Origin of the sequence: Rhizobium sp. CRRU65, assembly GCF_048551595.1 — a bacterium.
GTDB classification, from domain to species: domain Bacteria; phylum Pseudomonadota; class Alphaproteobacteria; order Rhizobiales; family Rhizobiaceae; genus Rhizobium; species Rhizobium leguminosarum_J.
In genome coordinates this window covers 363,381-383,589 of the sequence record NZ_JBLYZH010000005.1, presented here as the reverse complement: position 1 = coordinate 383,589, position 20,209 = coordinate 363,381, and the positions used below count along the sequence as shown (strand labels likewise).

General features: G+C 58.1%; 28 protein-coding genes. 11 read left to right on the top strand and 17 right to left on the bottom strand.

Annotation, left to right across the window (positions count from 1 at the left end; translation table 11 throughout):
- Nucleotides 1-48 precede the first annotated feature (48 nt).
- Together ACM5SV_RS13390 and ACM5SV_RS13385 are read right to left on the bottom strand one after the other, a co-directional pair.
- Nucleotides 49-297, bottom strand: a complete 249-nt coding sequence (locus tag ACM5SV_RS13390) for a hypothetical protein (RefSeq protein ID WP_221964734.1) — start codon at nt 295-297, stop codon at nt 49-51.
- Between the two features lie 368 nt (nt 298-665).
- Nucleotides 666-914 (bottom strand): hypothetical protein, encoded by a 249-nt coding sequence (locus ACM5SV_RS13385; protein WP_003555407.1) that lies wholly within the window; start codon nt 912-914, stop codon nt 666-668.
- 585 nt (nt 915-1,499) lie between these two features.
- Here ACM5SV_RS13385 and ACM5SV_RS13380 point away from each other — a divergent pair.
- Complete coding sequence (locus tag ACM5SV_RS13380) at nt 1,500-1,736, top strand: DUF6894 family protein (RefSeq protein ID WP_003555408.1); 237 nt, start codon at nt 1,500-1,502, stop codon at nt 1,734-1,736.
- Nucleotides 1,737-2,153: 417 nt separating this feature from the next.
- On the opposite strand, the gene ACM5SV_RS13375 is transcribed toward ACM5SV_RS13380, so the two are convergent.
- From ACM5SV_RS13375 to ACM5SV_RS13365, 3 genes are read right to left on the bottom strand one after another with little or no spacing between them, the layout of a single operon-like run.
- Entirely contained in the window at nt 2,154-2,342 is a 189-nt protein-coding gene (locus ACM5SV_RS13375; RefSeq protein ID WP_003555410.1) for a hypothetical protein, read from the bottom strand.
- A gap of 11 nt (nt 2,343-2,353) precedes the next feature.
- Nucleotides 2,354-2,533 carry a hypothetical protein gene (locus tag ACM5SV_RS13370; protein WP_003555411.1) on the bottom strand — a complete coding sequence of 60 codons (180 nt, stop codon included), beginning with the start codon at nt 2,531-2,533 and terminating at the stop codon, nt 2,354-2,356.
- 9 nt (nt 2,534-2,542) lie between these two features.
- Entirely contained in the window at nt 2,543-2,758 is a 216-nt protein-coding gene (locus ACM5SV_RS13365; RefSeq protein ID WP_003555412.1) for a hypothetical protein, read from the bottom strand.
- Between the two features lie 345 nt (nt 2,759-3,103).
- Here ACM5SV_RS13365 and ACM5SV_RS13360 point away from each other — a divergent pair, with 345 nt between their 5' ends.
- A complete protein-coding gene (locus ACM5SV_RS13360; RefSeq protein WP_003555413.1) occupies nt 3,104-3,298 on the top strand; it encodes a hypothetical protein in 195 nt (64 codons plus the stop codon).
- A gap of 270 nt (nt 3,299-3,568) precedes the next feature.
- Here the strand turns inward: ACM5SV_RS13360 and ACM5SV_RS13355 are convergent, their stop codons facing one another.
- Nucleotides 3,569-4,576, bottom strand: coding sequence for an SDR family oxidoreductase (locus ACM5SV_RS13355; protein WP_012760448.1), 1,008 nt, complete (start codon nt 4,574-4,576; stop codon nt 3,569-3,571).
- 316 nt (nt 4,577-4,892) lie between these two features.
- On the opposite strand from ACM5SV_RS13355, the gene ACM5SV_RS13350 reads away from it, so the two are divergent.
- The 5 genes from ACM5SV_RS13350 (at nt 4,893) to ACM5SV_RS13330 (ending at nt 8,229) form a co-directional block, all read left to right on the top strand.
- Nucleotides 4,893-5,879, top strand: coding sequence for an SIR2 family protein (locus ACM5SV_RS13350; RefSeq protein WP_012760447.1), 987 nt, complete (start codon nt 4,893-4,895; stop codon nt 5,877-5,879).
- 57 nt (nt 5,880-5,936) lie between these two features.
- A complete protein-coding gene (locus ACM5SV_RS13345; protein WP_419425301.1) occupies nt 5,937-6,314 on the top strand; it encodes a DUF4267 domain-containing protein in 378 nt (125 codons plus the stop codon).
- A gap of 91 nt (nt 6,315-6,405) precedes the next feature.
- Nucleotides 6,406-6,804, top strand: a complete 399-nt coding sequence (locus ACM5SV_RS13340; RefSeq protein ID WP_222027209.1) for an alpha-amylase family glycosyl hydrolase — start codon at nt 6,406-6,408, stop codon at nt 6,802-6,804.
- A complete protein-coding gene (locus ACM5SV_RS13335; RefSeq protein WP_003555419.1) occupies nt 6,791-7,054 on the top strand; it encodes a hypothetical protein in 264 nt (87 codons plus the stop codon). Before ACM5SV_RS13340 ends, ACM5SV_RS13335 begins: the two co-directional genes overlap by 14 nt.
- A 758-nt stretch (nt 7,055-7,812) precedes the next feature.
- The gene (locus ACM5SV_RS13330; protein WP_041935869.1) at nt 7,813-8,229 is read left to right on the top strand and encodes a response regulator; all 417 of its coding nucleotides are present in this window, start codon (nt 7,813-7,815) and stop codon (nt 8,227-8,229) included.
- Between the two features lie 131 nt (nt 8,230-8,360).
- Here ACM5SV_RS13330 and ACM5SV_RS13325 read toward each other — a convergent pair whose 3' ends face one another.
- From ACM5SV_RS13325 to ACM5SV_RS13315, 3 genes are all read right to left on the bottom strand, one after another.
- Nucleotides 8,361-8,534 carry a hypothetical protein gene (locus ACM5SV_RS13325; RefSeq protein ID WP_313903267.1) on the bottom strand — a complete coding sequence of 58 codons (174 nt, stop codon included), beginning with the start codon at nt 8,532-8,534 and terminating at the stop codon, nt 8,361-8,363.
- Nucleotides 8,535-8,571: 37 nt separating this feature from the next.
- Entirely contained in the window at nt 8,572-8,859 is a 288-nt protein-coding gene (locus ACM5SV_RS13320; RefSeq protein ID WP_419425300.1) for a hypothetical protein, read from the bottom strand.
- A 123-nt stretch (nt 8,860-8,982) separates the two neighbouring features.
- Complete coding sequence (locus ACM5SV_RS13315) at nt 8,983-9,324, bottom strand: patatin-like phospholipase family protein (RefSeq protein ID WP_419425299.1); 342 nt, start codon at nt 9,322-9,324, stop codon at nt 8,983-8,985.
- Between the two features lie 341 nt (nt 9,325-9,665).
- Here ACM5SV_RS13315 and ACM5SV_RS13310 point away from each other — a divergent pair, with 341 nt between their 5' ends.
- Nucleotides 9,666-9,974: a DUF2934 domain-containing protein gene (locus tag ACM5SV_RS13310; RefSeq protein WP_003555421.1), complete on the top strand. Its 309-nt coding sequence runs from the start codon at nt 9,666-9,668 to the stop codon at nt 9,972-9,974.
- Here ACM5SV_RS13310 and ACM5SV_RS13305 read toward each other — a convergent pair.
- Nucleotides 9,971-10,264, bottom strand: a complete 294-nt coding sequence (locus ACM5SV_RS13305; RefSeq protein WP_222017515.1) for a hypothetical protein — start codon at nt 10,262-10,264, stop codon at nt 9,971-9,973. The genes ACM5SV_RS13310 and ACM5SV_RS13305 overlap by 4 nt on opposite strands.
- Between ACM5SV_RS13305 and ACM5SV_RS13300 the strand changes: the two genes are divergently transcribed.
- Both ACM5SV_RS13300 and ACM5SV_RS13295 read left to right on the top strand, forming a co-directional pair.
- Nucleotides 10,215-10,589 (top strand): SDR family oxidoreductase, encoded by a 375-nt coding sequence (locus tag ACM5SV_RS13300; RefSeq protein WP_419425298.1) that lies wholly within the window; start codon nt 10,215-10,217, stop codon nt 10,587-10,589. The genes ACM5SV_RS13305 and ACM5SV_RS13300 overlap by 50 nt on opposite strands.
- A gap of 201 nt (nt 10,590-10,790) precedes the next feature.
- Nucleotides 10,791-11,699, top strand: coding sequence for an alpha/beta fold hydrolase (locus tag ACM5SV_RS13295; protein WP_419425297.1), 909 nt, complete (start codon nt 10,791-10,793; stop codon nt 11,697-11,699).
- 17 nt (nt 11,700-11,716) lie between these two features.
- On the opposite strand, the gene ACM5SV_RS13290 is transcribed toward ACM5SV_RS13295, so the two are convergent.
- Together ACM5SV_RS13290 and ACM5SV_RS13285 are read right to left on the bottom strand one after the other, a co-directional pair.
- Nucleotides 11,717-11,938, bottom strand: coding sequence for a hypothetical protein (locus ACM5SV_RS13290; protein WP_012760442.1), 222 nt, complete (start codon nt 11,936-11,938; stop codon nt 11,717-11,719).
- Entirely contained in the window at nt 11,935-12,648 is a 714-nt protein-coding gene (locus ACM5SV_RS13285) for a Crp/Fnr family transcriptional regulator (RefSeq protein ID WP_419425296.1), read from the bottom strand. Before ACM5SV_RS13285 ends, ACM5SV_RS13290 begins: the two co-directional genes overlap by 4 nt.
- Before the next feature lie 214 nt (nt 12,649-12,862).
- Between ACM5SV_RS13285 and ACM5SV_RS13280 the strand changes: the two genes are divergently transcribed.
- Entirely contained in the window at nt 12,863-13,102 is a 240-nt protein-coding gene (locus tag ACM5SV_RS13280) for a DUF6894 family protein (RefSeq protein WP_003555424.1), read from the top strand.
- 30 nt (nt 13,103-13,132) lie between these two features.
- On the opposite strand, the gene ACM5SV_RS13275 is transcribed toward ACM5SV_RS13280, so the two are convergent.
- The 5 genes from ACM5SV_RS13275 to ACM5SV_RS13255 all read right to left on the bottom strand — a co-directional run bounded on the left by ACM5SV_RS13275 (nt 13,133) and on the right by ACM5SV_RS13255 (nt 20,004).
- The gene (locus tag ACM5SV_RS13275) at nt 13,133-13,858 is read right to left on the bottom strand and encodes a Crp/Fnr family transcriptional regulator (protein ID WP_419425295.1); all 726 of its coding nucleotides are present in this window, start codon (nt 13,856-13,858) and stop codon (nt 13,133-13,135) included.
- A 31-nt stretch (nt 13,859-13,889) separates the two neighbouring features.
- A complete protein-coding gene (locus tag ACM5SV_RS13270) occupies nt 13,890-14,186 on the bottom strand; it encodes a DUF6894 family protein (RefSeq protein WP_003555426.1) in 297 nt (98 codons plus the stop codon).
- Between the two features lie 227 nt (nt 14,187-14,413).
- Nucleotides 14,414-16,540: an ATP-binding protein gene (locus ACM5SV_RS13265; protein ID WP_221964712.1), complete on the bottom strand. Its 2,127-nt coding sequence runs from the start codon at nt 16,538-16,540 to the stop codon at nt 14,414-14,416.
- The gene (locus ACM5SV_RS13260) at nt 16,533-18,023 is read right to left on the bottom strand and encodes an ATPase domain-containing protein (RefSeq protein WP_419425324.1); all 1,491 of its coding nucleotides are present in this window, start codon (nt 18,021-18,023) and stop codon (nt 16,533-16,535) included. The genes ACM5SV_RS13265 and ACM5SV_RS13260 overlap by 8 nt, the downstream gene beginning before the upstream one ends.
- 421 nt (nt 18,024-18,444) lie before the next feature.
- The gene (locus tag ACM5SV_RS13255) at nt 18,445-20,004 is read right to left on the bottom strand and encodes a phospholipase D family protein (RefSeq protein WP_012760436.1); all 1,560 of its coding nucleotides are present in this window, start codon (nt 20,002-20,004) and stop codon (nt 18,445-18,447) included.
- Nucleotides 20,005-20,209 lie beyond the last annotated feature (205 nt).

Genomic DNA, 20,209 nt, shown 5'->3' with positions numbered 1-20,209 from the left:
CAGGCATCGAGGAGCGCGAAAAGCAGCGGCAGTACTGCGGCGCCTGAATCAGTCCCACAGAAAATCTGGGCCCGTGACCTGATAAGTGAGTTTGAGAGTGCCATCTGGCTGAACCTGATATCGCTCAAAGACCCGGTAGCCGAATTGATCGAGGAAGGTGTTCTTCACGATCGTTCCTGGCTTATACCGGGAGTAGACCACCTTGCCGTAGGTCAGACTGCCTGGCATTGGCCGCTGCGGGTCTGTCAGTGAACAACCGCTGACCGCGATGAGCAGTCCGAGCACCAGGTACATCATTGTTCCTTGTACGATTGCAATCGCTCGCTCCCACAGCCTGTGCCACAGAGAATGTCTCGCTTAACCACTTTGTGCTGGGGATGTTCCCGACATATTGTTGGAAGGAGGTGTATGAAGGAACGGAAACTGGCGCTGATTGCAAAACCTAGGCTGAAACAGCTTTGGCTGAAAAGGGATTTCACCTCGGTGGCGCGGTGGGCAAGACCAAACGCACCGGCTGCTAGTCAATATCTACCGTTCGGGTGGAGAGATCGGTAAGACGCGGTTCAAGGAAGGGTTCGCCAAGAAGTGGAACCGAAACGGAGGAACGACGGGCTCATGACCTATTGACGAAAGCCGGCGTTCCGCATCGATGGCCGATATCACTGTCAATGATGAGACGCGGACGATGGCGCGTTTACTTGCAGCGAGTGAAGGCTATCAAACTTCATGATCAGCAGCGTGACCAGTTCCTCGCGCGTCCTATGTCCTTCATTATAGAGGTCGACCGCCGCGCTGCAAAGCAGCTGCATTGATTGTTCCGTCGGCGCAGCGTGATTGTGCCGGTACCAAGTCTGGACGGCATCGGAAAGCACGTTTACGTCGTCCATCTGAAGTGAGAGATTGAAGTCCGTCATCTCATGCTCCTTGAGCGTCGCAACAACTCGCCCGGACCGCGATAGGAAAACTGGTACTGCATTAACCTCCCAAGGACAACCATCAGTACGGTTGCGAACGGTTGCCGCGAGCCTCCGCCAAGTCACCGCGATCCGCTTCTCCAACGATTGGTGCGGAACCGCGCAGGAACCGGTATCGCACGCGCCCGGTTAGAAAGGCGGATCGCGGGAGGGGAAGCCATGTTTCCTTGCACAACGCCCTTGCACTCTCCGCGATCCACCATCCCAGGGGATTGGCCGCGCGGAGGCAAGGTTGTTTGGTGTTTCCTCTCATCCAATGCCTTCGGTAACGCTCTGCGCGGCCTCCTGATTTAAATCTGCCGACGAAGGAACAAGAGTGGCCGCCGAGAGTAAGGCCGATGGGCCACGCATCCGTTTCCTTTTACGCGGCCTACTCCTCCAAACTTCCCCAACTCGCCCCGCCTTTTACGCGGGGCTTTTTTCTGAGTCTCATGCGGCTAGGTTTGAATGTGGTCAATCGACAGCCCGGGTGGAACAACTTTGCTATCGAGAGGTTCGGTGGGATTCTCGTTGGTGGAGCAAACCATGCCGAAGTATTTTTTCCACATCCGCCGGAACGATGTCTTCGAGGAAGATTTAGAAGGCATCGACTTGGCTTCGCCTGAACAGGCACGGGAGGAAGCGGTCGCGGCCGCTCGTGAAATAGTGGCGGAGGGGATCCGGAGGGGCGATCCGGCAGACGGAGCGACTTTCGAGATCATGACCGAAGAAGGCTCGCTGGTCGCAACCGTTCCTTTCCGGTCGGCTGTCGGCCTGGAATAGCGCCCTCGCGGAAGCCGGGCTTAGCTCTCCACCGTTCAAAGATGGATGGATTGACGGCGTTGTTTGGAACTGTGGCATCTCCAGTGCGTGAGCGTTCGACATTTCTATCCTTCATCTTTGCAGCCAATAAGTTCGCATTTTGGCTTCCGGCCCCTGCTCACGAAGTTTTTTATTCGCAAGGCTACCACTGAACGCACTTCCCGCAATCACTCTCCGTCAACGTAACTGTCAGCAGGCGACGCGAATTTGCTGAGGGCTTTTGCAATGGCAAGCACCAGTCCTGCGGCCGCTTCTGTCCGTCCTTCCTCAGTTGTTGCGTTGACGAGCACGAAGCCGTGCCGGCGAACAATGCCTAGTGCTTGGTCCACAGCCCAGGAAGGAAGAGTGTGGGCGGGACGGGACATGCCGCCAGCCCCTTCATTTGCGCGCATCATCATGAGTATGGTGGCTGTCGCGTTCGCCACCTCCTCCCGATACGCCGCTTCGCGCTTTGTTATCCGATACCGCCGGGGGCTTTTTTACCTCCAGCGGCGCTCTGCTGCTTTCGTGCGACGCACCAGGGCCGCCCTGACGAACTGTGGATGGATGCTTCGATGATGTCGACATGGCTCCTCGCTTTATCGATCCTGCTGGTAACCCTGATGGGTCGTGTTGACCTTGCTGTTGCCTTGCTGTCCGACCTTGTCTGGGTTCTTGGCGGCAGCTACCAGCCTGCCGTCATTATCCGCGTGGGAAGTTTCGCCGGAACCCTTGTCGGAACGGTTGGCCTCCGGCGTCGGCGGCACTTTGCTGCTCATGATATCCTCCTAATCTGGCTCTCTGTTGGCGGCATGGTCTTGATACTGCTCTGTCTGCACGGTTTTGCCATCGAGACCGCGCTCGCGTGAGTGCTGCGCCTTGTCTCTGTTGGACAGGACCATGTTGGGCGGCAGAGTGTCCGGGTCGAGATCAGTCATTGCGCCTGACCCGTCACCTTTGCCTTTGGCGCCGGCGCCGATGTGCTTTCGATCCGCATTGGGCATGAAGCTCCTCCTTCTTGGCTTGCTTCGTGGGCTCTCAACAACGAAAGGCTCCTGAAGTTCCCGACGGAGTGATTATTGGAAATCAGAGCTTACTTCGAAGGGCTCAACCGATTTTGCCGCACGAAGCTTCGAGACGGATGTGCTGGAATAGTGGTCCTCATGTCGAGGAGCCGGTGATTGCCGAAAGCACCCCTTGGTGGTTTAAGCCTCGGCTCATTGAGCCGACCCAAACCTGGATCCACGACGTGCCGCCAGCGGACGACAAACTAAAAAATCATTGGCATAGTCCGCTGCAGATGGAACTTGACCAATGCTGCTCGGTTCGCGGGTCACAGGAGGCAACACATGTCAAACAAAGCGGATAACGGAAGCAAGCCATTGGCAGCACCGATGGTGGCCAAGATAGAGCCGGAGGATCAGCGGTCGCTCAACCTGGAGGACGTCGACATGAGCCGGGCGTGCGTCCAAGGAGACGTGCTGGTTTCCAAAGGCCAGTCGAGCACCTTCGTCTCGAAGCTCAGAAAGCCGAAGGATGGCTGACGCAGCTTACATTCCTGAAGCCGGCTTCTTCCACTCGTTGCAGGTCAGCGCAGCTTGAATTGGACCGTGAATACTGTCGACCGTTGGACGTTCGGCTGCTTTGGCGGGTGACTGGATGGTCGTGGCATATCCCCTTTCGGGATTCGGTGATCGACATCACCCCGGGATGGGGCGCCATCAGCCAAAGTGGTGAGATCGATCTTATGAAGGGATTGGAGGGACTGCAGGCCGTCAATAGTGTGGTGCTGTCCCTCCTTCGCACAAAGCCCGTCAAGGTTCCGGATCGCGCCACCGCACCCGATGGCGGTGACGGTGCCCATTCAGGCCATAGATGAGAACGGCTCCGGTCAAGGCGATGGCGACAGCTGTGATCGTTTTTGCAGACGGCACACGCTTTCTCACGCGCCAGCCGCCGCTGGTCCCGGTTCCAGCAGCATTTGGTGACATCACGCTGCCGTCGGTGTTAGGCACTGGTTTGGCTTTCTTCCGGATCGCTGCAGCAGTGGCGCCGACGAGACGCTCGACGGGACCGCGTGCAACCGTATAGGCCACCTGACCGGCACGGGCCGGCCACCCAACGGCGACCTCGTCGCGCGGTATAAGAGCAACGCCGACGATGGCCTCGGCCACATCCTCAGGATCGTACAGGAAAGGGGGCGGCTCCAAAGCATGGCCAGTGTAGTTCGCACCGTGCTCGATAATCGGCGTGTCGATGACGGCGGGAAATACTCCGCAGACGTGAATGTGGGGCATGCCTACCAGCTCCTGTCTCAGGCTGGCGGCAAAACCTCTCAGCCCGAATTTGCTGGCCGTGTAGGACGCGGCAAAGGGGTTCGGCACCCACGCTGCCATGGAGACGACATTGATCAGGGTTCCTCGGTTCTGTCGCATGAAGATCGGCAACACGGCGTAAGCACCGGACATCGCGCCAAGCAGATTTACCTCGATCGTCTTGCGATGCAGTTCGAGTGGCGCGTCGTGGTATGAGCCTGCGACGCCAGTGCCAGCATTGTTGATCCACACGTCAATCCCGCCGAACGCGACTTCGGCGGCATCGGCCAGCGCTGCCACTGCGTCAGCATCCGTGACATCCATCGGTACTACGATTGCTTGAACACCCAGCGACTGACATTCGCGAGCCACTTGCTGCAAGACATCTGCGCGGCGCGCTGCAAGGCAGACACGAGCGCCACGTCTGGCGAAGGCGAGCGCTGTCGCACGACCAATCCCGCTCGATGCGCCGGTGATGACGACCGATGATCCGCGAAGATCCTGCACGCTTTTGGCTCCCACTTATTTTACAGTATTCGACTGTTTCCAAGAACCCTGTCGCCGGGCTGTGGTTCCGATCTTCGACTACGCGCTGCCGAAGGTCTTCCATTGGCCGATCATCCGGAAGAAATGTGTAGTGCCACTCCGCGAATTCGTCGGGATGGCGACTACCTTGTCCCTCACTGTGCTCGTTCCCGTTCGATGGCGAGACGTCGCCGGAGCCAATCAAAGCCACAACGTCGCGAGCTAAAGACCGCGGCTGCGTGCGTTATCGTACTGGAACGGCTGTTACCTGGCTTGGTTCGGCTGCCGAGGAGGATGCATGCAGTACCAAGAGGCAATTCGATCACTGACAGATGCGGTGGCGAGACGGCAGGCGATCCTATTCGTTGGAGCCGGGGTTTCCATGAGCGTTGGTCTTCCATCATGGGAAAGCCTGATTGCTCATATCCAGTCAGACCTTGGAATTGACTGTTCGACCAACGATTGTCATCGAAGCTCGTACCAGGAGATTGCGGAGTTCTATCGTCTCAAGCATGGCTCGATTTGTCCGCTCGTCGAGTGGATGAGCCAAGAGTGGCGAGTCGATCCTGATTGTCTGCGGAAATCGCATCTGCACCGCCTGATAGTGGATGCCGATTTCCCGTTTATTTACACCACCAACTACGATGCTAATCTTGAAGCGGCCTATGAGGCGTTCGGCAAACCATACGTTAAGATAACGGGGGCCGCGGATCTGGCCGCAGCTTTGCCGGGCCTCACGCAGATCATCAAGTTCCACGGGGACTTTTCCAATCCCGAGGGTCTCGTCATCACTGAATCCGATTATTTCGACCGGCTGTCATTCGACGCTCCGATGGACATAAAGTTCAGAGGTGACGCATTTGCCTCGACGCTTCTTTTCGTCGGCTACAGCATGACGGATCTGAACATCCGCTTCCTGCTCCACCGGTTATGGAAGACGTGGCGCGATACCGGCCAGGAGCGGGCCCGACCCCCACTCTACATCGTGATGCACGACGCCGACGATGTGCAGAAGCATGTTCTTGACCGATGGGGCGTTACAGTGATCGAAGGAAGGGGTGGAAACGCTGAAGAGTCTCTTTTGCTGTTTCTACAGGAGTTGAAAAACTCTCTTGCGGCTCAGAGGGCGTCCTGTGGATCAGCGGACGCTTTGACTTTCAGCCGAGCCTCGCGACAAACGAAATCCGACAAACTGGTCTCCGATGAACCTCGTTCCTGTTCGACGACAGCCTCTTCGTTGCAAGGAACATCTGTCGCGGCTTTCGATGAGGCTTCGAAAACATGATTGGCGAGCTGGAAATCGATCTCGCCGCGATAGCGTTCCCCATCGCATCGGTTCTTCATGAGGTCAGCACTTGAGGGCGAGCCGGATGTGGAAGACCGCGGTGCGTCTGGTCGGGTGCGGCGGTCTGGGAATCGTATCATCATGACGCCCGAATTGGCCGCGCCTCTATTTGCGACGAGCAATTCATCCGGTGCCAGTGCTACATACATCCGCGCAATCGCAATTCGCGATATTGTCATCGGCCTCTGCTTGGTGGTTGGTCCTTATTTTTCGATTGCCGGCACAACCATGTCGATCGCTGCAATCAGCGTCATTCCCTGCGGCGATCTTGTTCTTGTCTGGCTCGCGGGTGGCGGGCTGCTTTCGCTTCTCCCTCATGTCGGGAGCGTGGTGTCGCTACTGGCGCTTGCTGCGTGGGGAAGCCGCGTTGCCTGACCCCCAGACGCTTGATCATAGTACGATGTCGTACAGGAACAGCAACGACAAAAGTGACGTTCGGCAGCACGATATTTGAGGTTCCCCAAGCATGATCGAATGGTGGCAACGTGCCGCGATCTACCAGACTTTCCCTCGATCATTCCAGGACAGCGACGGCGATGGAGAGGGGGACATTCAAGGTATCATCCGGCGCTTGGATTACCTCCCCTGGCTCGGCATAGACGCGATATGGCCAGGGCCGACCTACAGGTCGCCGCTCCTCGATAGCGGTTATGATGTCAGCGACTTCCGCTCCGTCGATCCTGTCTTCGGCAGCATGCAGGATTTCGATGCGCTGATCAGTGAAGCTCACGCCCATGGCGTAAAAAGTCATTCTCGTTCAGCTAAAGTGAAGAAGATTGAAGACAGGCAGGAACCTCCAGGCGCGATCAAAGTTCGCGTTGACATAAATGAGAACCCACTTGGAGAAAGCAATGAGCAGCTCTGACACGACAAACGATCACGGCACCATTCAAAAATGGGCAGAAGCGCGCGACGGTCGGCCCTCCGTTGTTCGTACTGGCGGAAAGGGTGGCGTCCTTCGGATCGATTTCGGCGAAAAGGAAGCGGATTTCGAGGAGGTCAGTTGGGAGGAGTTCTTCAAGATCTTCGAGGAGAACAAGCTGAGCTTCCTTTACCAGGACAAGACAAAGGACGGGAAGACGAGCCGCTTCAACAAGTTTGTCGAACGTGAGTGACGTTTGTTTGCCCTTCATGAAGTCGCCGTCACCGGTGATAATGCGCGTGCCTGCAGATGCCCTGCGAGGATACCAGATAATGCTTGTTCGATCTTCGCCGGGCTGTCTTGGAGCAGCCGAACGACAAAGACGTGCCCCCTACCGCTTTTGGGCTCCCCTTTACGATTAGATCCATGGCGGCGTTCTCCGCCCCGCCCACCGCGCAATCGTCGAGCTGATGCCAGCGCAAGAGGGACGCGTTCTCGAGGTGGGAGTCGGGCCCCGGCTGTTGCTGCTTCAATACCCGGCGCACCTGCAGGTGACCGGTCTCACATGCTCGCCAAAGCACGCCAAAGAATACAGGATCACCGGCTTGAACATGTCGTCCTGCAGGTGGGTGACGCGCAAAAGCTTGATTTCTCACCCGCGAGCTTCGGCGTTTTGGTGCTGCCGTTCGTGTGCAGGGAGCGATAGAGCGAGCAATCGCTCCGGCGTTCGAGCGGATCTGCTGGAGTGCGACATTTTGGTCTCAGCGTCTTTTGCGATGGATCGAGGGCCGAGGCGATTTCGAAGTTAGCGAATGGCGGCCTGTTTCCCCGCTTGGACTGTTCAAGGTGATCAAGTTGACACGGGTGGCGCGAGGTAGGCGAAGCCTGATACATTCTCTGCTTTCACCCAGCTTCATAGCGCGAGGGATCGCACGGTGCGAATTCCGACAATGCCGGACGAGGTCGCCAGGACGGTGTATAACTGTGGCGCTTGCACAGAAGGAGCTGAAAATGACGCTTTTGCCGACGGTGTTGCTGTTAGAGGACGAAGCTTTGATCGCGCTCGACATCCAACAGACTTTGCTGGGCGCCGGTGCGAAAGACATCGTACATCTCACGTCGTGCAGCGCCGCAACTGACTGGCTAGGGATTTACATGCCTGATCTTGTGATCCTCGATATATTCTTGCTCGACGGCGAAAGCACGGACATTGCGAGCCACCTCGTCGAGCGCGGCATTCCCTTTGTGGTCCATACGGCTCGTCGGAAGGTGACGCAGGAGAGCCATCAGGTGTTGCTCAATGGAGAATGGGTTTGCAAACCGGCACGACCTGACGAACTAATCCGGGCAATCGGTCGGTGCCTCGAACAACGCCGCGACAAAGGCGGGCTTGGCTGCCGCGATCTGAATACACGTCACGCGGCTTGATTGTGGCTAGTCGCGACAGTTGAGTCGTAGTTAGACCAAGGCGGCTGTGCCGGCATAGCCTGCGTTGCTGGCGACGGCCTCGAGGCGCTGCGGAACGACTTACAGCAGGTTTTTCAGGTGTTTTTTTGTGGTCAGCTTGTAGATGTCCAGCCGATTTCGCCGTGGCGGCATCTGATCGAGAGCACGATCAGCCGTGTTCCGTCCTGGTAGCCCCGGCCCCAACGCGCACCGATCGACTTCCGGGAGTAATCGAACGTCTTCATCCCGATTTCGCCTGCGGCGTTTTCGTAAGCCAGGGGGATGATCTCGATCTCGGGACCATCCTACCGGCGAACCGGCTTTTCAGCGCGGCAAGCCCATGCTCGCGCTCTTGGCAAAGAGGGGGTCGGTTGTCCCGCCTAGCGCTCCATCAAGCGAGGCCGGGACAGCGCCTTCTGTCGAAAAGAGATCGACGCGAATACACGTCACCGGATCGGTGGGTTCTTCCGATAGCAGGCAAGCTATTGGGAGGTTGGCTGACACTCCAACAAGTTCCCGACCGCCAATTTCGACCGGCGGGTAGAAGATTGGCAGCGCAGTACCTTTCATGATGTGATCGACGTTCAAAGCCACGATATCGCTGTCGAACACGATGTCCTCGCCCTTCATCCAAGGTGGTAACGACCAGAGAGATGCCGCCGCTGCCGATCCGGTCGAACTCGATCAGGCGTTCCAAGGTTTTGCGCTGGGGCTGGGTGTCGAATAGGCTGTCGTCTACGCCCATGAAGGGAAGCGTCGACCACAGCCGGGGAAGCCCGGCTTGTACAGCGCGGGTCGCCCCGTCAGCAATTCCTGCACGGTCACGGTCGAGCAGCTTTTACCAGGCGGCATGAACATCGCCGGACCGTCGTCGCTAACAAACTGCCAGAACTCCCGCAGTCGCGCCATCCGCTGGTCGAGGGCGTTTCCGGCGATCAAGGCGCCAGTGACTGCTCCTATCGACGCGCCTGCGATGCGCGATGGTTCGACCCGAGCGTGCAGCGCCTGGTAGACTCCGGCATGGTAAGAGCCGAGAGCATTGCCACCGGAAAGACAGAGGCAAGGGCCGATCGTCATTTCGATGCCCCCAGAATGAACGGGAGGTCGCATCAGCCGCCATGGGCGTCATGCCTTGCTGGCCGCGCCTAACATTGTAGACGTGATCAAGCGTCATGATGGTTTGAAGACCTAGGCTTTGAATGGCCTCGATGTAATGAGCAGCGTGCGGCGAAAATGACCCTGAGGATGGATCGGCACCAAGTCATCGTCGTCATTCCCCTGGGCCGTCAAAAACTGCAGACAAACTTGATTTTGCCATTGTGGTTCCAACGAGGGCAGCCTTCGCTGAGCGGGAACATTGGGGCTCCGCAGAAGTTCGCGACCGATCATGAAACGTCACCGCTGTTCAGGAGGATAAGATGGGACAGGAAGGCAGAGAAGATCTCATACGGGATCGCGCCCAGCAGATATGGGAGCGAGAAGGTAAAAAGGATGGTGATCACGAACGCCACTGGAGGCAGGCTGAGCAGGAGATCAGAGAAGAGCAAGTCGGCGAGGAGGGGGCCAGTGATACCGGAAGCCAAACCGGCCGCAAAGCGGGTGGCGCGAAAGGCATCGCCAGCGGCGTGCAGCCAGGCGGGATGTCTCCAGGAGGAGGACCGGCAGCCGGCGCCGATAGCATGGGCGTCAAGAATAAAGGCGGCAAAGGCATCTCCGGTCCGAATTAACAAGGCATACTGATATGAATGATGTTACCGAGAACGATGCTGAATTTCTCGAACCAGGTCCAGGCCGGCGGGTCGAGGCGCTCGCCGGTCGCGTCGCTGTGGTCACCGGCTCCGATTCCGGAATGGGCCGCGCAATTGCCGAAGCCTTCGCGCTGGAGGGTGCCGACGTTGCAGTTACCTATCACAGAGGAAGGCGCCTGAGCGACTGCGGCGCAAGTGGAAGCCGCCGGTCCACCCGCGATGGTACAAAGTCGCGACGTGCGCGACGAGGCGAGCGTGATGATGTTCATGGGTTCATTCCAAGAAACGCTTGGGTTGACCGATATTCTCGTCAACTGCGCCGGCATCGGCTGCTCCAAGCCCTTTGTAGAAACAAGGTTCGAGGACTTCGACAATGTCGTCAAGACGGATCTCTACGAAAAACGTTCTTCTTCTGCCGCGAGTTCGTGCGCCGCGGTCAGGGAAAGCTTGGCGGCAAGATCATCAACATCACCTCTGTCCACCAGGCGATCCCCAGTCGGGGAAACCCCAGCTTGCGCACGGACGATCCGCAAGCGCGGGCTAAGGAGATGCCACGCATCCCGTGGCGCGACTTGCCGTTTACCCTGCTTCTGACCATATGTCACCTGGCAAAGCTTCACTATCGACAGCAGGCTTGAGATGAACTAGGGCCAGGGCGCAAGCGGATCGGTTGAAATTTGGATGTACCCGCGGCTAGGCCGCCTGGATTTTACCTGCGATGGTTCTTGGGTCTCCGGCTGCTGTCCGCTTTCGCACAATGGCGGAACCGGCGACTAGCAGCCCAGTTTGCTAGTAATGAAACCAAGGCAGCCACACGCCCCGCTTCGGGGCTTCGACCGAGTCGTCAACGGACGCAACGTGCATCTCCTGAACGTCGGCGATGACGCTTATCCGCCCGTCGTCCTGCTGCATGGCTGCGGCAGCCTCGCTCAGGAAGTTCTGGCGCCTTTCAGGAAAACGGGGCTGCACATCGTCGCGCCCGATCGGCCTGGCTACGGTTTGAGCGACCCGCTACCACAAAGGCTGCGAGGGCCGCTGGCCCAGTCCCTATGGCTCGAGGACTTTGTCGACGCCCTTGGGTTCTCCAGCCTGACAATCGCTGGCCATTCCATCGGCTGCGCGCCGGCTATTCTTCTGGCGCGGCGGCGGCCCGATCTGGTGAAGTCTCTGGTGCTGATCGCGCCGTTTTGTCGCCCGACACCGGAGCAGGCAATGTTGCTGCTTCGGCTGGCCATCGCTCCTTGGATCGGCGGCATGTTCTCACAACACCTCCTGTATCGCTTTGCCGACTATTTTGGCGAACGAGTGATGCGCAAGGCACATCATCCCAATCCTGTTCCGGACACCCTGGCCGATTTCCCCTATCGACACGCGGCGAGCCCGCAGTCGCTGCGGATGATGGCCGACGAGCTGCTGCAGTTCAATGCCGATATGGCAGCCGTCGGCGATGAACCGATACCATGCGTTACGCATATCATCTACGGAATGGAAGATGCCGTCCTCGATCCGCATTGGCACCTCGACTGGCTTGTCCAGAGAGTGCCTCAAGCGAGAATCCGGTTGCTGCAAGGTGTAGGCCACAATCCTCACCATGCAGCATCCGCCGTCGTTCGCTCCGCTCTGCAAGATGCCGTATGGGCTGGAGCGGTACCGGGGCGCTGCGAACGCCCGCCGGTTGCTGAGGGTCTTGTACGGACATCGTAACTCGGCTCAATTGCCGTTCATTCACCCGCAATCACGATGTCCGTCAGGTAAGCGCTTCCACCCACTGTCAGGCGGTAGCTTCTTGCTCTGAGGTCATCACCCTTGGCCTCGATCAGGCCAAGCTCCTCGGCAACGAGCGCTGTTTTCAAACCGACCTGTTTCGGAAGCTTGCGCCACCGGCCTTTTCGCAGATGGTCGAGGAGCAGCTTGAGGCGGACCTGCTTCGCCCCTGATGTCACTTGCTTCCAATCAAGCGTTCGTATTCTTTCTCGGGCGCTCCGTAACAACCGCCGGCAATCTCTTCCAGCTTGGCCCGGTCGCGCACGCGTATCCGACCGCGCGTCGCCTTGATCGCCAGCATGCCTTCGAGAATATGCAAGTGGTCTGTCACACCGGAGCGGCGCACGCCCAGCATCAGGGAGAGGAATTCGTGCGTGAGCGCCATGTCGTCATCGCGGATGCGGTCGTGGCACATCAGCAGCCAGCGCGACAGTCGCTCCGCCATATTATACCTGCCGTTTGCCAGCGCCGAATGGGCAAGCTGCAGTTCACAGGTGTGGATGTAATGAAGAAACAGATCTCGGGATCGGGCATCTTCGTCGATCAGCCGGTAGACGAGTTCAACTGGAACCCTGATGCCGCTTCCATCGATCTGCATGAAGGTGCGATTGGGGGTCGTGTCGAGTCGCAGCAGCCGATGTGTGCCACACAATCCTTCCCAGCCGATATGGCCGACCTCAATGGCCTCGTCATCTACTGTCCTTGCAACGATCGACGCCAATCCCGTTTCGAGAAAGAACACGTGATGGGTTGGCTGATCACTTTCGATCAGCACGGTCCGTACGGGCAGATCGACCCACTCCATTCCGGGCTGCAGTGCGTCGAATGCTTCCCGGCCAAGGGCGGCAAGCAGCCGGTTCTGAACGTCTAATTTTTGAATCTGAGGCATCTTTGGGCTCCAGCGGGGAGGAGCCCGCACTCGAACCCATCAAGTGACAAGAGAGGCATAGAAAGATTATGGCGCAGATTGCCGAAATAGCCTAGCGTCGTCCGATAACCGTGCGGTTTTGACATAACTTAGGATTCGCAACCCGCAGCGTATCTGTTCTCACCAGCCGGCACAGGTCCTGACTGACGTTGGCACATTCCGCGAAAGGCGGTCGATGCCAAGATTCTTTTTCCACATTTTGACGCGAACGAACATCATCAGGGACGAGGAGGGCACCGATCTTACGGACTTGGGCGCGGCGCGAAGCGAAGCGATCAAGGATGCCAGGGGTATGATGAGCACGGCGATCCGGGAGGGCAAGGACATCTCGCACCGCCAGATCGAGATCTGCAATGCAGATGGCAACATGCTGCTGAAGGTACCGTTTTCTGAGGCGTACGAACCAGGCGACTGACCGTCCTGAGCAGCCTCCTCTCGCCCGAGGTTACAATCTCTTGATCGGAAACCCGATATAGTCCGCATATTCCTGCTCGGGAACGCCGTAGGAGCCTCCGGCAATGTCCTCCAGCTTTTTCCGGTTCACAATCCTGACGTTCCCGCGCGTGGCCTTAATCGCATGCACGCCTTCCAGAATGTGGATCTCGTTGGTAACGCCCGAGCGGCGAACGCCGAGCATGATCGATAGAAACTCGTGGGTGAGCGGCAAATCGTCGGTCAGTAGCCTGTCATGGCACATCAGAAGCCAGCGCGCCAACCGTTCCGGCATGTTGTAGCGGGCATTGGCAAGGGCGGAATGTGCTAGTTGCAACTCACAACAATGCACGTAGCGCAGCAGCAGGTCGTTGGCTGCCGGCACCTGTTCGACCATATTGAGGAAGACAGAGGTCGGTACGGATATTCCGCTCCCCTCGGCCTGCATAAATGTCCTGTTGGGGGTTTTCGGCACTTTCAGCAGGGCGTGCGCGCCCGACATGCCCTCATAGCCGATGTGCCCAACTTCGACGATTTCGTCGTCGCTGCTTGTGGCAACGACAGATCCGAGCCCGCGCTCCAGGAAGTACACCCGGTCGTTCGCCACACCAGGGGTCACCAACTCATACTTCAATGGAAGATCGACCTGCTGCATCGCCGGTCTCAGAAGCTCGAATGCTTCGAGAGGCAAAGCCCGCAACAGCAAATTTGAAACGGTCGATTGCGAACAGTCGGGCATCGCCCAGCCTCCGGCGGGAATGAGCCCGATCTCATGTCGACGAAAAACGAGGCGTCAGCACTGGATAGCTTATGCCGCAAACTGCCGCCCCAGGCCAAGAGCGCTCGCCGCTCTGTGCGGTTTTGACATTTGTCCATTGTGGCGGTCCTTGGAGCAGAGACACCAGGTTGGTCGATGACTTTGACTCCCCGCTCAACGACGGGACGACACGGCGTTCAACTATAGTCTCTACCGCTTCGCTACGGGCGCTTTCGATGTCGGTATGCTCAGTGCCTACCAAGTCCGGCATAGAGATGCCGTCGTGAACGTTGAAGAAATGGCCAGCCATCGATCCTCGCTCCTGTGCAGGGAAGAGCAAAAAAGACTCTCAGCCAGCCTCGCCCGTGATAAATGCCGGATGATCATCCCATATCGCATGTCACAAAGTTCTGAAGAAGATCCGACTCTCGGTCACCCTTCAACTCGGCTTGGACCAGAACCACTGCTGCCATCTCGATGATGTTCAAGCGCCCCGGAAGATTACGCGACGATGCCGCGATTCACGTCAAACGCAGTTTACCTAGGCGCTGCCAGTTTTTCTTTTGAGATCATATCGGAGATCTTCTCGGCGAGGACCTCGACCGCAAACGGCTTACCGATCATCGCCATATTGGAACCGAGAAACTCGGCCTTCGCTGTGGCATTCTGCGCATATCCCGTCACGAAAATCACGGGGAGCTCAGGACGGTGCTGACGCGCGACCTCGGCAAGTTGACGCCCGTTCATCCCGGGCAAGCCGACATCGGAGATCAATAGGTCAATCGCGCGTGGGGAGGCAATGATCGGTATCGCTGCGTCCGCATTCGAGGCTTCTACCGCTTCGTAAGAGAGATCGGCGAGAACCTCGCAGATCAGCAGGCGGACTGAATCGTCGTCTTCGACGACGAGCACTGTCTGCCCCTGACCCGCTTCGACGGCCAGGCTCTCACGGCTTTGATCCTGATCACCATTATCCGTTGCAGGAAGGAGCAGCCTGATCGTCGTGCCCTCACCAACCCGGCTGTCGATCTCGACCTGACCGCCTGACTGTTGCGCAAAGCCATAGATCATTGAAAGGCCAAGGCCCGTCCCCTGACCAATCGGTTTGGTGGTGAAAAAAGGTTCAAACGCTCTTGCGACAATCTCCGGCGGCATGCCCACCCCCGTATCGCTGACACCGATGGCAACGAACGCTCCGGGCTTCAGACCTGGCAGGGATCGCGCCTCGATTTCATCAATTCTTCTGGTCGCAGTGGAGATCGTCAGACTGCCTCCGTCCGGCATCGCGTCGCGGGCGTTGATCGCCAGGTTCAGCAGAGCGCTTTCCAGCTGATTGGCATCTGCAACGATCCAACCGGCCTCGGGATCAGCCTCGATGTCGATTGCTATGTTCTCAGGCAAGGTCCGCCGCAGCAATTCCCGCGTCGCAACGAGATGGTCGTTGACATCAAGGGGTTTGGCATCAAGCGTTTGGCGACGGGAAAAGGCCAACAACCGGGCGATCAGCGCTGCTGCGCGGTTAGCCGCGTCCGCAGCGGCATCCATGAATCGATCAACATCGTCCAGTCGGCCGCCGGCAATGCGACGCTTGGCAACGTTGATCCCGCCGATGATCCCTGTCAGCATATTGTTGAAGTCGTGTGCAATACCGCCGGTGAGCTGACCGACGGCCTCCATTTTCTGAGACTGCCGAAGCGCTTCTTCTGCCCGATTGCGCGCCGACATTTCCTCTTCGAGTTCGGCCGTGCGCTGCGCGACCCGCTCCTCGAGCGTCCGATTGAGGTCGTCAAGCGCTTGCCGCTCGATCCTCAACGCTGCTTCCGATGCCGCAAGGGCTTCCTCGGTCTTCCTTCGCTGCGTGATGTCGATGACCGTCCCAATGAAGCGAACTGGTTTACCGCCGGCAAACATCGCCCCACCCTTGGCCGCGACCCAGCGCTCGATGCCGTCTTCGATCCCGATCGTTCGAAATTCGATATCATAGATCCCGCTGCTACCAGGCTGGAGGGCTTTGGCGACAGCGTCGTCTGCCATTTGCCGGTCATCGGGGTGAAGGCCCGCGAGGAAGCTGTCTTCATAGGAGATCGCGCCGTCCGCAAAGATACCGAACATTGCCTTGCACCGGTCGTCCCAGCTCAGCCGGCCGGTGACCGGGTCGAAGTCCCACGTTCCAATCTCTGCAGCGTTTGTCGCCAGCCGCAGCCGGGTCTCACTCTCATCCAGTTCCAGGAGCCGATCGCGCATCAGGAACTGTTTCTGGCGAAGGCGCATTGCGGACGCGACAGCGCTGTGGAGCGAGGCTCGGCCGAGCGGGCGTTCGAGCACGACGCTGTTGATGGCGATGTCAAAGAGCTTTAGGTTCGTCAACTGCGCGTTGGTCGTTCGTCCGGAGCGAGGGGCGGCAAGCAGCACAAACGGCACATCCGACCACGTTGGTTGCTTTGCCAACGCGTCTTTTAAAGGAGTTAGGTCGCCGGACAGAGTCTCCTCAGTCAGGAGAATGACGCCGATATCGTCGCAGATCTCGCTGGACAACTCTTTTAGGTCACGGCAGACATCGACCTCGAACTGCTGTTCCCGCAAAAGCGCTGCGAGCGTGTCACCGTCGCGGCCGAACGGTGCGCTGACGAGAACACGCTGCCCCTCCTGCTGACGTTCAAGCATCGCTGCTGCGGTCTTCCAGTAGGGGATCCCTGGACCCGAGATATTCCGGCGTCCCGGTCAGCACACCCCGGAACTGCGACAAGGGTTCGCCGATACGCAGACCTCCACGATCGACCCGCAGCTCGCGGATCGCATCCTCATGCATGCCACCGCGGTTCTTCAGCACAGAGATCGCCTTGCGCACACGGCCTTCAGCCTCGAAGAAGCGCAGCAGTACGACCGTGTCGGCAACATAGGAAATGTTGAGGCTTGTCGACATTGTCCCGACGAGTCCGTGCTGTGGATTGAGCAGGAAAGTCACCACGCCCTTGTGGCTGAGATAGGACAGGAGCTCATGCATCTGCAGGATCAGTTGTTGTTCCTGCGGCATCGCCGCCATGTAACCATTGAGACTGTCGATAACGATCAGCCGTGAGCCGCGGTCTTCAACTTCGCGACGTACCCGAGCTGCGAACTCACCGGGGGAGATTTCCGCGGGATCGATCTGCTGCACGACGAGAGTTCCGTCGTCGATGAAAGCCTGGAGATCAAGGCTGAACGCCTTCGCGCGGGTGAGAAGCGTGCCGATGCGCTCATCGAACTCGTAGACTGTACAACGCTCACCGCGAGCACAAGCTGCATAGAGATACTGCAGCGCCACTGTCGTCTTGCCGCTTCCGGCTGGTCCGGTCACCAATGTGCAAGTTCCGCGCATCGGGCCGCCGCCGAAGAGATCGTCCAGTTCTCCGATTCCGCTTGCGATCGTTTCGCCAGTGAACTCTGTATGGTGCGTCGCGGCGATCAAGCGCGGATAAACGTGCAGCCCGCCTTTGCGAATGTTGAAATCATGGTAACCGGCGGCGAAATCCACACCCCGTAGCTTCTGGACCTGCAGGCGACGGCGCGCAGCACCGAAATCGAGCGTCAGGCGCTCCAGAGTAATGACCCCGTGACAGAGGCTATGAAGGTGCGAATCCCGCTCACTGGCATTGCCTAACATGTCGTCGACCAGAATGACGGTCGTGTCGCGACCGGAGAAGAACTGCTTCAGGGCAAGAACCTGTCGTCGATAGCGCAGGGGATCCTGGGATAGAAGACGCATTTCGGATAGGCTGTCGAAGACGACCCGTTTTGGCTGGACCTTCTCGACCTCCTCTTGGATCAGCCGGATCGTTTCGCCAAGCTCCATCTCCCAAGGATGCAGGATAGACTGTTCGCGCCCGTCTCCGAAGACGTCGGATGCCGAACTGAATTCAAAAACGTCAAATTCGCTGATGTCGAAACCGTGCGAGGCCGCGACCTCGGACAGCTCCTCCTTTGTTTCCGACAAGGTGATGTAGAGCGCCTTTTCGCCCTGCCTCACCCCCTCGCGTAGAAACTGTAGAGCGAGGGTGGTTTTGCCGGATCCTGGCGCCCCTTCGAGCAGATAAAGCCGGCGAGCCGGCAGCCCACCGGCCAGGATTAGATCAAGACCTTCATTCCCAGTAGATATAGTGGCAGACAAGTTTCGATCCCGGCCTCTGCGACCTCGGTCGCGTTTTTTGATAAAATGTATGCAATTGTTATCCGGCGACAAGATGCAACGCAATATTTCCGCGAGTACAACGAAGCCTCAGCGATTGCCCTGTTCATCGCTTGACCCAATAGCTTCGCAACCAAGAGTGGCAAGGCGGTTCGCGCAACCACGCAGGAAAACTTGTGCTGATAAATCTGCATTTCTTATAGCTCCGCAGTTTTTCTTATGCGGGCGAACCCTGATCGGATTGCTACCCGCGGAGCAATTTTGATGCCTGCGTCAGTGTGGAAGCCAATACCTCGAATTGATGGCTGGCGAACTGGTAGGCCAAATTGGCATCCGTTGTGCCGCGACACGTTTAGGGTCGCCATGGAGCTCAGGGTTGCCTCCTCGCGAGAATTCGGCACGATTACAGCTGAGATTCGAGAGGCAGCCATTTTATGAGCCACGCTGTCGCGCGCCTCGCGATACCGGCATCCGGCTCGTCGCGGACGAGGGTACGTTTCCCATCGACAACTTTCAGCCACCGCAGGGATCCGTTTTCGAGCCTTAAGGGATAGCTCAGGTCTGTTTCGGTTTCCTTGGCAAAGATCGCGTCCATTTGCGCGACAAGATCCGATGACTTAAACAGCACGCCCATCTCCGTGTTCAAGGAAACGGACCTAGGATCGAGGTTGAGAGATCCTATGAAGCCATACTTGCCATCCCTGGCAAAGGCTTTCGTGTGCAGGCTGGCTTGTTTGGAACCGCGCAAGGAGAAGGATCCCACGTCGGCGATCGATTTCAGCTCGTAGAGCTCAATGCCGGCTTTCAGCAGGGCGGGGCGGTAGCGCGAATACCCCGCGTGTACTGCAGCAACGTCGGTAGCTGCGAGCGAGTTTGTCAGGACGGAAACCTTCACCCCTTTGTCGCGGAGCTTCGTCAGGGCCCTGACACCGCGTTCGCCGGGAATGAAGTACGGCGAGGTGATATGGATGAACTCGGCTGTGCCGGTGATCACAGGAAGAAGCGTTTCCATCAGCACGTTTTGCCCGGTGCGCAGCTTCCCCGCAGCTTTTTCCGGGGGATCGGCAAGAACATCGACTTTATCGACCCAAATGTAATGGTTTTCGGCGACAGCGTCTTCCAGTGATGTTCTGTCTTGAACCCGATCAAGATAAGGCCGGGCACGCTGTTCGAAATCGAGGCGGTCCATGTTGCGTCGAAGCTTCCTCAACTTGTTGGGGCGGCGCGACAGCAACGAGCGTACAGGCACGGCAACAGAACTGTTCCAGTAGTCGTCGAAAAGACGCTCGGTTTTCGCAACGGCTTGACCGACCATCACCAGATCGAAGTCCCTGAAGTTTGCGTCCTCGCCGGCATCGAAATACGGGTCGCCGATATTGCGTCCCCCGACCATCGCGATCCGGCCGTCGGCAATCCATGCCTTGTTGTGCATGCGACGGTTGACGCTTCGAAACCGCAAGACCATCTCGAGGCCGCGGCGCAGGACATTCTCTCGCGCCTTCGTTGGATTGAAGAGCCGCAGCTCGATATTCGGATGGCAGTCAATCGCATAGAAGATCTTGTCGGACATGGAGACGCCGAGATCGTCGAGAAGGATCCTCACGCGTATGCCACGGTCAGCGGCAGCGACGACTTCCCGCATGATCAGCATTCCGGTCAGGTCCGCATTCCACATATAATACATGAGGTCGAGGCTGCGGCCGGCGGAACGGGCAGCTAAAAGGCGGGCTGCGAACGCTTCCAGGTTAGAGGTGATCAAAACGAGCCCGCTTGCCGCCTCCCGCTCGTAGCAAAGCCTGGCGCCATATCGATCAAGCTCGGTGTCTGCAGCGGCTATCTTGAGGGCTTGAGAATCCACTTGCTGGACCCGCTTCAGAAACCCGGGATCGCCTGATGCTGCCAAAACCACCCACAGGGCTAGCAGCGCGACAACCGCGATGATGGCAATGCTGAACCAACTCACACGATACCCCTCAGCTGCGACCATGAAGCAATATATTCGATCCGCCCGAGCAAAATAGGGTGTACCGACTTGCGAGCAAGATGCCGCCGAAAGAGGCGCGAGGAGGAGATAGGACCGACTTTCGAAACCTTCTCTACGCCACCTGCTTTCGAGCCGGCCATAGCAGGCGGTCTGAAAATTGCGGAACCCCAATCAAAGCAGAAAG

Excerpts from the sequence above, each read along its gene's own strand:
- ACM5SV_RS13350 (WP_012760447.1), top strand. The coding sequence starts at position 4,893 with ATGCAGTACCAAGAGGCAATTCGATCACTGACAGATGCGGTGGCGAGA.
- ACM5SV_RS13375 (WP_003555410.1), bottom strand. The coding sequence starts at position 2,342 with ATGTCGACATCATCGAAGCATCCATCCACAGTTCGTCAGGGCGGCCCT.
- ACM5SV_RS13295 (WP_419425297.1), top strand. The coding sequence starts at position 10,791 with ATGAAACCAAGGCAGCCACACGCCCCGCTTCGGGGCTTCGACCGAGTC.
- ACM5SV_RS13275 (WP_419425295.1), bottom strand. The coding sequence starts at position 13,858 with ATGCCCGACTGTTCGCAATCGACCGTTTCAAATTTGCTGTTGCGGGCT.
- ACM5SV_RS13335 (WP_003555419.1), top strand. The coding sequence starts at position 6,791 with ATGAGCAGCTCTGACACGACAAACGATCACGGCACCATTCAAAAATGG.
- ACM5SV_RS13340 (WP_222027209.1), top strand. The coding sequence starts at position 6,406 with ATGATCGAATGGTGGCAACGTGCCGCGATCTACCAGACTTTCCCTCGA.
- ACM5SV_RS13385 (WP_003555407.1), bottom strand. The coding sequence starts at position 914 with ATGACGGACTTCAATCTCTCACTTCAGATGGACGACGTAAACGTGCTT.
- ACM5SV_RS13315 (WP_419425299.1), bottom strand. The coding sequence starts at position 9,324 with ATGACGATCGGCCCTTGCCTCTGTCTTTCCGGTGGCAATGCTCTCGGC.
- ACM5SV_RS13360 (WP_003555413.1), top strand. The coding sequence starts at position 3,104 with ATGTCAAACAAAGCGGATAACGGAAGCAAGCCATTGGCAGCACCGATG.
- ACM5SV_RS13345 (WP_419425301.1), top strand. The coding sequence starts at position 5,937 with ATGAGGTCAGCACTTGAGGGCGAGCCGGATGTGGAAGACCGCGGTGCG.
- ACM5SV_RS13285 (WP_419425296.1), bottom strand. The coding sequence starts at position 12,648 with ATGCCTCAGATTCAAAAATTAGACGTTCAGAACCGGCTGCTTGCCGCC.
- ACM5SV_RS13270 (WP_003555426.1), bottom strand. The coding sequence starts at position 14,186 with ATGGCTGGCCATTTCTTCAACGTTCACGACGGCATCTCTATGCCGGAC.
- ACM5SV_RS13305 (WP_222017515.1), bottom strand. The coding sequence starts at position 10,264 with ATGAACATCATCACGCTCGCCTCGTCGCGCACGTCGCGACTTTGTACC.
- ACM5SV_RS13310 (WP_003555421.1), top strand. The coding sequence starts at position 9,666 with ATGGGACAGGAAGGCAGAGAAGATCTCATACGGGATCGCGCCCAGCAG.
- ACM5SV_RS13280 (WP_003555424.1), top strand. The coding sequence starts at position 12,863 with ATGCCAAGATTCTTTTTCCACATTTTGACGCGAACGAACATCATCAGG.
- ACM5SV_RS13370 (WP_003555411.1), bottom strand. The coding sequence starts at position 2,533 with ATGAGCAGCAAAGTGCCGCCGACGCCGGAGGCCAACCGTTCCGACAAG.
- ACM5SV_RS13330 (WP_041935869.1), top strand. The coding sequence starts at position 7,813 with ATGACGCTTTTGCCGACGGTGTTGCTGTTAGAGGACGAAGCTTTGATC.
- ACM5SV_RS13380 (WP_003555408.1), top strand. The coding sequence starts at position 1,500 with ATGCCGAAGTATTTTTTCCACATCCGCCGGAACGATGTCTTCGAGGAA.
- ACM5SV_RS13390 (WP_221964734.1), bottom strand. The coding sequence starts at position 297 with ATGATGTACCTGGTGCTCGGACTGCTCATCGCGGTCAGCGGTTGTTCA.
- ACM5SV_RS13265 (WP_221964712.1), bottom strand. The coding sequence starts at position 16,540 with ATGCTTGAACGTCAGCAGGAGGGGCAGCGTGTTCTCGTCAGCGCACCG.
- ACM5SV_RS13300 (WP_419425298.1), top strand. The coding sequence starts at position 10,215 with ATGGTACAAAGTCGCGACGTGCGCGACGAGGCGAGCGTGATGATGTTC.
- ACM5SV_RS13365 (WP_003555412.1), bottom strand. The coding sequence starts at position 2,758 with ATGCCCAATGCGGATCGAAAGCACATCGGCGCCGGCGCCAAAGGCAAA.